The organism is Vibrio panuliri (assembly GCF_009938205.1).
Taxonomy (GTDB): Bacteria; Pseudomonadota; Gammaproteobacteria; order Enterobacterales; family Vibrionaceae; genus Vibrio; species Vibrio panuliri.
This window is the reverse complement of the sequence record NZ_AP019654.1, coordinates 2,876,290-2,888,393: the sequence shown is the minus strand read 5'-3', so window position 1 is coordinate 2,888,393 and position 12,104 is coordinate 2,876,290. Positions and strand designations below refer to the sequence as shown.

Here is a 12,104-nt window from a genome sequence, read left to right as displayed (position 1 = left end):
TTATTTGCGGATTTAGCTGCCTAAAAGAGAGGTGTTCGCTGGGAATAAAAAAAGCCCCCGCAAAAGCGAGGGCTTGAAAAGTTAGTGAAATTAGGTGGTTAGTTTAAACCAGCAAATTCACGTAGTAGAACGGCTTTGTCAGTTGCTTCCCATGGGAACTCTTCACGACCAAAGTGACCGTAAGCCGCAGTCTTCTTGTAGATAGGTTGAAGTAGGTTCAACATCTCTTGTAGACCGTATGGACGTAGGTCGAAGAACTGACGTACTGCTTCGATGATGATCTGGTGTGACACTTTTTCAGTACCAAACGTTTCGATCATGATAGAGGTTGGATCTGCAACACCGATTGCGTAAGAAAGCTGGATCTCACAACGCTCAGCCATACCTGCAGCGACAATGTTCTTAGCAACGTAACGTGCTGCGTAAGCTGCAGAGCGGTCTACTTTTGATGGATCTTTACCTGAGAACGCACCGCCACCGTGACGAGCTGCGCCGCCGTAAGTATCTACGATGATTTTACGACCAGTTAGACCACAGTCACCCATTGGGCCACCGATAACAAAGCGACCTGTTGGGTTAATAAAGTACTTAGTATCTTTGCTTAACCACTCAGATGGTAGAACAGGTTTGATGATCTCTTCCATTACCGCTTCGCGTAGATCTGGCGTAGAGATAGAGTCACAGTGCTGAGTTGAAAGTACCACAGCATCGATACCAACGATCTTACCTTGGTCGTATTGGAACGTTACCTGAGATTTAGCATCAGGGCGCAACCAGTCTAATGTGCCATTTTTACGCACTTCCGCTTGTTTTTCGACTAGGCGGTGTGAGTAAGTGATTGGTGCAGGCATTAGTACATCTGTTTCGTTACATGCGTAACCGAACATGATGCCTTGGTCGCCAGCGCCTTGTTCTTTAGGATCTGCTTTATCAACACCTTGGTTGATGTCTGGCGATTGCTTACCGATGGTGTTTAGAATCGCACAAGAGTTTGCATCAAAGCCCATGTCAGAGTGTACGTAACCAATTTCACGCACTGTTTCACGAGTTAGCTCTTCGATATCAACCCAAGCTGAAGTTGTGATTTCACCGCCGACCATCACCATACCGGTCTTAACGTAAGTCTCACACGCAACACGTGCTTTCGGGTCTTGTTCTAAGATCGCATCAAGAACAGCATCAGAGATTTGGTCTGCAATTTTATCTGGATGGCCTTCTGAAACCGACTCAGAAGTAAATAGGTGCTTAGCCATGTGAACTCCATTTATGTAGGAATACGGGTATCAAACCTGTATTAAAAATAGTCTTAAGCTATGTAGGTGTTTCTACATCTAGACGTCTATTCTAATTTTGCCCGCTCGAATTACAAGCTCTTTTTTACTGAAATTTGCCAGCAATCGTTTGCATCGAATGGTGACAGGGAGGAAAAGTTGACGATTTTGGCAGATAAAATCTGCAATTTTGTGGATTTTATGTCTGGAAATCGTTTGCAGTGCTCTAGGGGCTTTGAGAGAATACGCCCACAACAATTCCCCCGAATGATTAACTCGCTTACTTGCACTCAGGAGCAGACATGTCTTCTCGTAAACACCTTGCCAATGCAATCCGCGCTCTAAGCATGGATGGCGTTCAACAAGCTAACTCTGGTCACCCAGGCGCACCTATGGGTATGGCTGATATCGCTGAAGTTCTTTGGCGTTCACACCTAAACCACAACCCAGCAAACCCAGAGTGGGCAGATCGCGACCGTTTCGTTCTGTCTAACGGTCACGGTTCAATGCTGATTTACTCATTGCTGCACCTAAGTGGCTATGAGCTATCGATTGATGATCTAAAGAACTTCCGTCAACTGCACTCAAAAACACCAGGTCACCCAGAATATGGTTATGCGCCAGGTGTTGAAACGACCACGGGTCCGCTAGGCCAAGGTATCACTAATGCTGTTGGTATGGCATTGGCTGAAAAAGCACTGGCAGCGCAGTTCAATAAAGAAGGCCATGACATCGTTGACCACTTCACTTACGTGTTTATGGGCGATGGCTGTCTAATGGAAGGTATCTCGCATGAGGCATGTTCACTGGCGGGTACATTAGGTCTTGGTAAGCTAATCGCATTCTGGGATGACAACGGTATCTCTATCGATGGTCACGTGGAAGGTTGGTTCTCTGACGACACACCTAAGCGTTTTGAAGCGTACGGTTGGCATGTTATTCCAGCAGTCGACGGTCACGACTCAGAAGCTATTAATGCAGCGATTGAAGCGGCAAAAGCTGATCCTCGCCCAACTCTTATCTGTACCAAAACTATCATCGGTTTTGGTTCACCAAACAAATCAGGCTCACACGATTGTCACGGTGCGCCACTAGGTGCTGAAGAAATCAAAGCAGCGCGTGAGTTCCTTGGTTGGGAGCACCCTGCATTTGAAATCCCAGCTGACGTCTACGCACAGTGGGATGCAAAAGCGGCTGGCGCTGACAAAGAAGCGGCTTGGAACGCAAAATTTGATGCATACGCAGCGGCTTACCCAGCAGAAGCGGCAGAGCTTAAGCGTCGTATGAACGGCGAACTTCCTGCAGAGTGGGAAGAGAAAGCAAGCCAAATCATTGCTGATCTTCAAGCAAACCCTGCCAACATCGCATCACGTAAAGCTTCACAAAATGCACTAGAAGCATTCGGTGCAATGCTACCAGAATTTATGGGTGGCTCTGCTGACTTAGCGCCTTCTAACCTAACCATGTGGTCTGGTTCTAAATCGCTAGAAGCAAACGACTTCGCGGGTAACTACATTCACTACGGCGTACGTGAATTTGGTATGACCGCGATCATGAACGGTATCGCACTACACGGCGGTTTTGTTCCTTACGGCGCGACCTTCCTAATGTTTATGGAATACGCACGTAACGCAATGCGCATGGCAGCACTGATGAAAGTGCAAAACATCCAAGTGTACACGCACGACTCTATCGGTCTTGGCGAAGATGGCCCGACTCACCAACCTGTTGAGCAAATGGCATCACTGCGTCTAACACCAAACATGAGCACATGGCGTCCATGTGACCAAGTTGAATCTGCAGTGGCTTGGAAACTGGCAATCGAGCGTAAAGATGGCCCATCAGCGCTGATCTTCTCGCGTCAAAACCTTGCGCAACAACCACGTTCAGCAGAGCAAGTGGCGGACATCGCTAAAGGTGCTTACATCCTAAAAGATTGCGCTGGCAAACCTGAGCTTATCCTTATTGCAACTGGCTCTGAAGTTGAGCTAGCAGTAAAAGCAGATGAAGAACTAACAGCAGCAGGCAAAGCAGTACGCGTGGTATCAATGCCATCAACGGATGCCTTTGATAAGCAAGATGCAGCTTACCGCGAAGCCGTTCTTCCATCAGATGTGACGGCACGTATCGCGATTGAAGCGGGTATTGCAGATTTCTGGTACAAGTATGTTGGTTTCGATGGTCGTATCATCGGTATGACAACGTTTGGTGAATCTGCACCAGCGGATCAACTGTTCGAGATGTTTGGCTTCACGGTTGAAAATGTCGTGAACACAGCACAAGAATTACTTGCGTAATGACAAGTTAACAATAAAAAACCGAGCTAAACAGCTCGGTTTTTTTATGCCTACTCAAATTCACTGCCCTTGTTATCCAGCTCTTTTTGTCCGCAAACTTTACACTGAACGTATCTGTTCATGTCGTAGTAGTGACCGCCGTTGATAAAAGTATGTGCGAATAAGGTGATACGCCCTAATAGTGAAGTATCAGTATCGTAGCTACTAGGCTTACGTTCTAAAAGCTCACTATGTGGTGTATCAGACTGACATTTCTGACAAAAGTGTGTAGCGGGGTATGATTTCATAACCTTGTCCTTTGGTTGTTAAACGGTTAGAAAAATCGCCAAAGGTTGCTACAGACTGTAACTAATCATAGCAGCGGTAAGGTGTAAATTGATAGTTGCATCAAGGATTACGTAAGTGTACAGCGAGGGCTTGCGTTATATGTCACTCTTTTGCTGCTTATAGGGGGCATATCGAGTACCATCATTAACCGATTAGAACAAATATTATAAAGGCGATGGAACTATGCTGAAAGTTGCGATAAACGGCTTCGGACGAATCGGTCGAAATGTTTTGCGCGCTATTTATGAAAGCGGAAAACATCAAGATATTAAAGTGGTAGCAGTCAACGAACTTGCCCAGCCAGAGGCGATGGCGCATTTGCTTCAATACGACACAAGCCACGGTCGATTCTTTAAACGAATTAGCCATGACCAAGAACATCTCTACGTTCATCACGATAACGGCGATCATGATGCCGTGCGTATCCTACATTTAAATGAAATAAAATTACTTCCTTGGCGAGATCTGGATGTCGACATTGTGCTCGATTGTACTGGTGTGTTCGGTTGCCGTGCGGACGGTTTAGAACATATCGAAGCGGGTGCCAAGAAAGTCCTTTTCTCTCACCCAGGTGATAATGACCTTGATAACACCATTATCTATGGTGTTAACCACGAGACGTTAACTGCCAATCAGACAATTGTCTCGAATGGTTCCTGTACCACCAACTGTATTGTGCCAATTATTAAAGTACTGGATGATGCATTTGGTATCGACTCGGGGACGATTACCACCATTCACTCTTCTATGAATGATCAGCAAGTGATCGATGCTTACCACACTGACTTACGTCGAACTCGTAGTGCGAGTCAATCGATCATCCCTGTTGATACGAAGCTTCATCAAGGTATTGAAAGAATCTTCCCGAAATTTTCTAACAGATTTGAAGCAATTTCTGTAAGAGTTCCAACGGTAAACGTTACAGCAATGGATTTAAGTGTCACAATTAGTACAAATGTGAAAGTTAATGACGTAAATCAAACCATTATTAACGCATCTCAGTGTACATTACGTAATATTGTTGACTATACTGAAGCACCACTGGTTTCGGTGGACTTCAATCATGATCCACACAGCGCGATTGTTGATGGTACCCAGACTAGGGTAAGCAACGGTCAGTTAGTTAAAATGCTAGTGTGGTGTGATAATGAGTGGGGCTTTGCGAATCGCATGCTTGATACTGCTCTAGCTATGCAAGCAGCGAAATAGGTCCCCTCAATGAATATGGAGAAATAATTTATTTTTACCCTTGAAATAAATTAGACCTATCTCCATATTCATTATCAGTTTAAAGAATTCACAGGCTTGGCAGGGCTGCCGAGTTGTCAAAAACTTTATTTATTATTTGAGAGGACAAATCATGTCTGTAATCAAGATGACTGACCTGGATCTAGCAGGTAAACGTGTATTCATCCGTGCTGACCTTAACGTGCCAGTAAAAGACGGTAAAGTAACTTCAGATGCACGTATCATCGCATCACTTCCAACTATCAAACTATGCCTAGAAGCAGGCGCGAAAGTGATGGTTACTTCTCACCTAGGTCGTCCAACTGAAGGTGAATACGCAGAAGAGTTCTCTCTACAACCTGTAGTTAACTACCTAAACGACGCACTAGACTGCGAAGTGAAACTAGCGAAAGACTACCTAGACGGCCTAGAGCTAAATGCTGGTGAACTAGTTGTTCTTGAAAACGTTCGCTTTAACAAAGGCGAGAAGAAGAACGAAGAAGAGCTATCTAAGAAATACGCATCACTATGTGACGTTTTCGTAATGGATGCATTCGGTACAGCTCACCGTGCACAAGCTTCAACTCACGGCGTTGGTATGTTCGCTGAAGTTGCATGTGCTGGCCCTCTACTAGCGGCTGAACTAGAAGCACTAGGTAAAGCAATGAGCAACCCAGAGCGTCCACTAGTGGCTATCGTTGGTGGTTCAAAAGTTTCTACTAAACTGACTGTTCTTGAGTCGCTATCTAAAATCGCTGACCAACTAGTTGTTGGTGGTGGTATCGCGAACACGTTCATCGCAGCTGAAGGTCATAACGTAGGTAAGTCTCTATACGAAGCAGACCTAGTTGAAACTGCACAAAAACTAATGAAAGAGTGTGCAATTCCAGTTGCAACTGACGTTGCTTGTGCAAAAGCATTCGATGAAAACGCAGAAGCTGAAATCAAAAACGTTGCTGACGTTCAAGATGACGACATGATCTTCGACCTAGGTCCAGATTCAACTGCAGCTCTAGCTGAAATCATCGCAAACGCGAAAACGATCCTTTGGAACGGCCCTGTAGGTGTATTCGAGTTCAAGAACTTCGAAGCGGGTACTAAAGGTATCTCTGAAGCAATCGCTAAATCTGCAGCATTCTCTGTAGCAGGTGGTGGTGACACGCTAGCAGCTATCGACCAGTTTGGTATCAAAGCTGACGTTTCATACATCTCTACTGGCGGCGGCGCTTTCCTTGAATTCGTTGAAGGTAAAGTTCTTCCTGCAGTTGAAATGCTAGAAGCACGCGCAAAGTAAGAATGAAAAGAGCGGGGGAGTAATCTCCCGCTCTGTTGTTTGCTGCATGTCACAATATTCTCTGCTAGAATGGCGTCAGTTGTGAGCAAACGTTTGCAAAATTTTAAATTAGTAAGTTTTAATTTTTAAAACGACAGATAAATAGGACTACATCCCATGTCTAAGATCTTCGATTTCGTAAAACCAGGTGTAATCTCTGGTGATGACGTTCAGAAAGTTTTTGAAGTTGCTAAAGAAAACAACTTTGCACTTCCAGCTGTTAACGTAGTTAACACAGACTCAATCAACGGTGTACTTGAAGCTGCTGCTAAAGTTAAAGCACCTGTTGTTGTTCAGTTCTCTAACGGTGGTGCTGGCTTCTTCTGTGGTAAAGGTCTAAAACTTGAAGGTCAAGAAGCACAAATTCTTGGCGCTGTAGCGGGTGCTAAATATGTACACGCTGTAGCTGAATCTTACGGTGTTCCTGTAATTCTTCACACTGACCACGCTGCGAAGAAACTACTTCCTTGGATCGACGGTCTACTAGACGCGGGTGAAGAGTTCTTCGCTCAAACTGGTAAGCCACTATTCTCTTCTCACATGATCGACCTTTCTGAAGAGTCTCTAGAAGAGAACATCGAAATCTGTGCTAAGTACCTAGAGCGCATGGAAAAAATGGGTATGACTCTAGAATTCGAACTAGGTTGTACTGGTGGTGAAGAAGATGGCGTAGACAACACTGATATGGATCAGTCTGAGCTATACACTTCTCCAGAAGACGTTGCATACGCATACGAGAAACTAAGCCCAATCAGCCACCGTTTCACTATCGCAGCATCTTTCGGTAACGTACACGGTGTTTACCAAGCGGGTAACGTTGTACTGACTCCAACTATCCTACGTGATTCTCAAGCATACTGTGCAGAGAAATTTGGTATTGCACCAAACGCGCTAAACTTCGTATTCCACGGTGGTTCTGGTTCAACTGAAGCAGAAATCAAAGAGTCTATCTCTTACGGTGTTATCAAAATGAACATCGATACTGATACACAGTGGGCAACTTGGGACGGTATCCGTACTTACGAAGCTGAAAACCGTGATTACCTACAAGGTCAAATCGGTAACCCAACTGGTGAATCTGCGCCAAACAAGAAATACTACGACCCACGTGTATGGCTACGTTCAGGCCAAGCGTCAATGGTTGCTCGTCTAGAGAAAGCTTTCGCTGACCTAAACGCAATCGACGTACTATAATTCGTTAGTCGAATTCGTATTATTGAAGCCCGCTCAACGAGCGGGTTTTTTTATGCCTAAAAACTAAGATAGTCAAAATTTGTGCTAAAAAAATGTGGCGAAATGTAACTCAAATGCGTAGGCTTTAACTTGCCGATAATAAAATAGGCAAATAAGCCTTTGTTTTCGATTGTCTTTGCACAATCTTTACTTTTCTAAACAAACAATCTGGGCTATCTTGCCGGCAAACTGGCATTCGTTCAGTAAATAGATATTCAAGTCGCTGCGGCAGCTTGGGTGATATTTGTCGTTATATAAAAGCAGCGCGTGAGCTAAAGGGTTAGTCACGTATTTATTTAAGAGGAAATTGATATGGCAGGTGAGTCAACGGGGATTGAAGCTCCATTGGTAGATAGCCTTTCTCAAGCTCAAACTTGGTTAAATGATAACTCAGACCTACTAATCCAGTACGGTGTGAACATTATTTCTGCAGTACTGATTCTATTTATCGGTAACATCATCGCTAAGGCGGTTGCCAATAGCGTTGCTAAGATGCTTGATAAGAAGAAAATGGATAAAGCAGTTGTTGAGTTTCTTCATGGCATCGTACGTTACACGCTATTTGTGATCGTTCTAATTGCAGCGCTAAGCCGAATCGGCGTACAAACAGCTTCTGTGGTAGCGGTTATTGGTGCGGCAGGCTTAGCAATTGGTCTTGCTCTACAAGGGTCACTATCAAACTTTGCAGCAGGCGTGCTGATTGTTGGTTTCCGTCCATTTAAGTCAGGTGACTATGTTGAAGTGGGTGGTGTAGCAGGTAGCGTTGAAGCGATTCAAATTTTCCAAACTGTACTAAAAACACCAGATAACAAGATGGTTGTTGTGCCTAACTCAGGTGTCATTGGCTCGCCAATTACTAACTACTCGCGCCATGATACACGCCGTGTAGACCTAACGATCGGTGTTTCTTACAGCTCAGACCTAAAACTGACTAAGAAAGTAATCCAAGAAGCACTAGAGAAAGATGAGCGTATCTTGAAAGATCACGACATCACCATCGGTGTGGTAGCACTAGCAGACTCATCAGTAAACTTTGTGGTTCGCCCATGGTGTAAGACGGCTGATTACTGGGATGTATACTTTGATTCAAACCAAGCAATCAAAGAAGCGTTAGATGCCAACGGTATCGAGATCCCATTTCCGCAAATGGATGTTCACCTCAACAAGGTGGAAGCGTAGTTATTTCTCTGAAATAACGCGGAATACATAGCAAAAGCGAGGCCTAAGAGCCTCGCTTTTTTGACCGTTTAGTAGTTGGCTTACCAATATTTTTCAATTAGCCCATTGGTCAGCATTGCGGCAATCGTGAACATCATAGTCGCAACGAGAATGTCGATACCTTTTTTCACTTTAGGCTTTGAAAGCGTTGGCCCCAGTTTGGCAGCACCAATTGAGAGTACGTGAAACCAAACAAACGACGCCATCATCGTGCCAATCGCAAAGGCAATTCTATCTTGCCCCTCAAACTGACCGCCAATCGACCCTAAGATCACCACGGTATCTAAGTAGAGGTGTGGGTTAAGAATCGTCACTGCCATCGCACCAAGAATCACTGTACGACGACCACGGGCAAGCACATGCTGAGTTTGCTCAGATTTGGCTGGATCGCGAAAAGCACTTTTAAGCGCAATCAAACCATAGACAGTTAAAAACGCGATACCACCAAGTGTTACTGCATTAAGCAGAAGCTCATTTTGCGACAGTAGTGCGCCGCCACCAAACACACCAAGAGAGATAAAAATAGTGTCTAGAATGCTACATGTCATCGCTGTTGTAAGGTGATGCTGGCGTTTTATCCCTTGACTAAGTACATAAGCGTTTTGTGCGCCAATAGGAATAATCATCGTTGCGCCGAGCCCAAAGCCTTGTAGTAACACCCAAAAGTTCACTGTTTTTCTCCAAAGTGAGGTTTAATATGCAGCGAAGATAACGGCAACCATTAAATAAGTATATTTAATGATTTTAATGTAATATAAGTTTTGCTTATGTAGCATTCAGTTAGGGGAAAACGGTGCGTGGTTTAGATTACAAATGGATAGAAGCATTAGATGCTATCGTGCAATTTGGCAGTTTTGAACATGCTGCTGAACAGCTTTATATTTCTCAATCTGCGGTCTCTCAGCGAATAAAACAGTTAGAAAAATTCCTTGCTCAACCCGCGTTGATTCGTGAACAGCCACCTAAGCCGACGCCAATCGGGAAAAAATTGTTGGGTCTCTATCGCCGCGTAAGGTTGCTGGAAAGTGAGTTGGTCCCTGAACTGCGCAACGATGCCAGTTTCCAACCGTTACAACTCTCAATTGCGACCAACGCAGACAGCTTGGCAACATGGTTGCTGCCCGCACTCACGCAGTTGCTGCAACGTGAGCGAGTGGCGCTTAACTTAGTGGTGGATGATGAAGGGCGAACCCTAGAGAAGTTAAAAAGTGGTGAGGTAGCTGGGGCGATTAGCTTGGAGTCTCAATCTATTCCTGGTTGTGATGCTGACTATCTTGGGCGAGTCGATTATCTATGTGTTGCCAGTCCGCAGTTTTGCCAGCACTACTTTCCTAATGGAGTAAATAGAGAATCATTGCTCAAAGCGCCGACCTTAGCTTTTGATCACCATGATGATATGAATGACCGTTTTATCCATCAACACTTCAATCTACCCAAAGGGAGTGTCCTAAAACATACCGTTAGAAGCTCAGAAGCTTTTGTGAAACTGGCGCTTTCTGGCGTCGCCTACTGCCTGATCCCAAAACTGCAAATTGAAGATGAACTCGACAACGGTTCGCTGGTGGATATTACGCCCGGATTTTTTCTTTCCCATCGAATCTACTGGCATCACTGGCAGTTGGAAACCGGTATTTTGAAAGCGATGTCGGATGCGATTATTGCCCATTCTCGAGATATTTTGCCGAGTTGACAGAGTTAGTTTTATGTCATTTTATCTCCCTTTGGCTGGTGAAACGTCGATAATTTCTTATTATGTACTGACCAACTATACGAACAAGGTGATAGATATGAATAAGTTATCTTTGGCAGTTCTCGCGCTGTCCTCGACGTTGAGTTTTGCATCGTTAGCAAATGAACCGAGCTTTCCGCATCTATCGACATCCGGTTATGGGGAAGTGGTGGCAAAACCCGATATGGCTGAGTTCTCTGTTCAAGTGGTTGAAACCACGATGACGGCGGAGCAGGCAAAGCAAAGTGTCGATAAAGCGGTTGCGGCTTTTCTTGAGCAGTTGAAGCAAAAAGGTGTGGTGGCTGAAGATATCACTAGCACTAACTTATACCTTTCACCTCAGTATCACTACCCAAAGAAAGGGCAACCTGAACTGGTTGGCTACCGTGCGAGTCGTTCAATTACGGTGACCGTTGAGCAGCTGGAAAATCTAAATAGCTACTTAGATATTGCTTTGAGTTCTGGGATTAATCAGGTGGATAACATCACCCTGAAAGTCAGAGATGAAGCTAAGTATCAACAGCAGGCTAGAATGGCGGCGATCAATGATGCCAAAGAAAAGGCGCAATCATTAGCGAAAGGTTTTGACCAAGAGCTTGGCCATGTTTGGCAAGTGACATACAACTCACCGAGCGCAAGACCAGTACTGATGCGCGCAATGAGTATGGATATGAAGTCGGAATCGAACGGTTATCAAGACTCGACCATCGTAATTCGTGATCGAGTTGACGTGGTTTACCGACTTGAAGACTAATGCCTCAAGCCGATGAACTTGGCATTTTATGCAGCTGGGCTAACCGCTTGGTCCAGTTGCAAAACCATGTTTGAAATATAGCGTTCGTATTTGCTCACTGCACTATCCGTGTCTTTGGCTAAGACACATTTCACAATCGCTTCATACTCATCAATATCAAAACTACTAATGTTAAGTCCTTGATTAATAGCGTGGAAATTATAGCGCTGGACTTGGTTTAGCAGATCGGCAAAAAAAGATAGCATGATTTTTGATGTCGCTGCGTTGAGCAAACATTCATGGAAGTGGCGCTGTCTATCTTGCCATTCCATCCAATCATACTCCTCTTGCATCGATTTTAAGCGTGATAGCTTATGGTATGCAGTGAGTAACTCAAGTTCCCAGCTTTCATCGCCATGATTAATCGCTTGCTTGAGTAATACGGGAGTTATGACATGTAAACTTTCGTGTAGGTCAGCCAACTCTGATGCTGAAATAGGGGCGACCCAGCATCCTTTTTGCGGTTCAACCACAACAAATTTAGACCATGAAAGTTGAACTAATGCTTCGCGAATAGGTGACGCACCTACGTCATATCGCTTCTTTAGCTCGGCAACAACTAGTTTTTCACTAGGGGCAAAATTTCCCACTAAGATATCCTGTCGGATCATCTTAGCGACTTTGTCAGTTAACGTCGGGCTTGGCACTATACAATCCTCGCTATAGCAATCAGAGC

11 protein-coding genes are annotated in these 12,104 nt (G+C 44.6%); 7 read left to right on the top strand and 4 right to left on the bottom strand.

Features of this window, described 5'->3' with window-relative positions:
- Positions 1-98 precede the first annotated feature (98 nt).
- Positions 99-1,253, bottom strand: a complete 1,155-nt coding sequence (metK, locus tag GZK95_RS13180; RefSeq protein WP_075716088.1) for a methionine adenosyltransferase — start codon at positions 1,251-1,253, stop codon at positions 99-101.
- 320 nt (positions 1,254-1,573) lie between these two features.
- On the opposite strand from metK, the gene tkt reads away from it, so the two are divergent.
- On the top strand, positions 1,574-3,568 hold the full coding sequence (gene tkt, locus GZK95_RS13175) for a transketolase (protein ID WP_151148788.1): 1,995 nt from the start codon (positions 1,574-1,576) through the stop codon (positions 3,566-3,568).
- Between the two features lie 50 nt (positions 3,569-3,618).
- Here the strand turns inward: tkt and GZK95_RS13170 are convergent, their stop codons facing one another.
- Positions 3,619-3,855 (bottom strand): hypothetical protein, encoded by a 237-nt coding sequence (locus GZK95_RS13170; protein ID WP_075712893.1) that lies wholly within the window; start codon positions 3,853-3,855, stop codon positions 3,619-3,621.
- Between the two features lie 223 nt (positions 3,856-4,078).
- On the opposite strand from GZK95_RS13170, the gene epd reads away from it, so the two are divergent.
- The 4 genes from epd (at position 4,079) to mscS (ending at position 8,867) form a co-directional block, all read left to right on the top strand.
- A complete protein-coding gene (gene epd, locus GZK95_RS13165; protein ID WP_075707047.1) occupies positions 4,079-5,104 on the top strand; it encodes an erythrose-4-phosphate dehydrogenase in 1,026 nt (341 codons plus the stop codon).
- 151 nt (positions 5,105-5,255) lie between these two features.
- Complete coding sequence (locus tag GZK95_RS13160; protein ID WP_075712895.1) at positions 5,256-6,416, top strand: phosphoglycerate kinase; 1,161 nt, start codon at positions 5,256-5,258, stop codon at positions 6,414-6,416.
- 156 nt (positions 6,417-6,572) lie between these two features.
- A complete protein-coding gene (fbaA, locus tag GZK95_RS13155; protein WP_075707043.1) occupies positions 6,573-7,649 on the top strand; it encodes a class II fructose-bisphosphate aldolase in 1,077 nt (358 codons plus the stop codon).
- Positions 7,650-8,000: 351 nt separating this feature from the next.
- On the top strand, positions 8,001-8,867 hold the full coding sequence (gene mscS, locus GZK95_RS13150) for a small-conductance mechanosensitive channel MscS (RefSeq protein WP_075712897.1): 867 nt from the start codon (positions 8,001-8,003) through the stop codon (positions 8,865-8,867).
- Positions 8,868-8,947: 80 nt separating this feature from the next.
- Here mscS and GZK95_RS13145 read toward each other — a convergent pair whose 3' ends face one another.
- On the bottom strand, positions 8,948-9,577 hold the full coding sequence (locus GZK95_RS13145; protein ID WP_075712899.1) for a LysE/ArgO family amino acid transporter: 630 nt from the start codon (positions 9,575-9,577) through the stop codon (positions 8,948-8,950).
- Between the two features lie 122 nt (positions 9,578-9,699).
- On the opposite strand from GZK95_RS13145, the gene GZK95_RS13140 reads away from it, so the two are divergent.
- Complete coding sequence (locus GZK95_RS13140; RefSeq protein ID WP_075712901.1) at positions 9,700-10,596, top strand: LysR family transcriptional regulator ArgP; 897 nt, start codon at positions 9,700-9,702, stop codon at positions 10,594-10,596.
- 97 nt (positions 10,597-10,693) lie between these two features.
- Positions 10,694-11,389 carry an oxidative stress defense protein gene (locus GZK95_RS13135; protein WP_075707035.1) on the top strand — a complete coding sequence of 232 codons (696 nt, stop codon included), beginning with the start codon at positions 10,694-10,696 and terminating at the stop codon, positions 11,387-11,389.
- A 26-nt stretch (positions 11,390-11,415) separates the two neighbouring features.
- Here the strand turns inward: GZK95_RS13135 and GZK95_RS13130 are convergent, their stop codons facing one another.
- Positions 11,416-12,075, bottom strand: coding sequence for a GntR family transcriptional regulator (locus GZK95_RS13130; RefSeq protein WP_075707033.1), 660 nt, complete (start codon positions 12,073-12,075; stop codon positions 11,416-11,418).
- Positions 12,076-12,104: the final 29 nt, after the last annotated feature.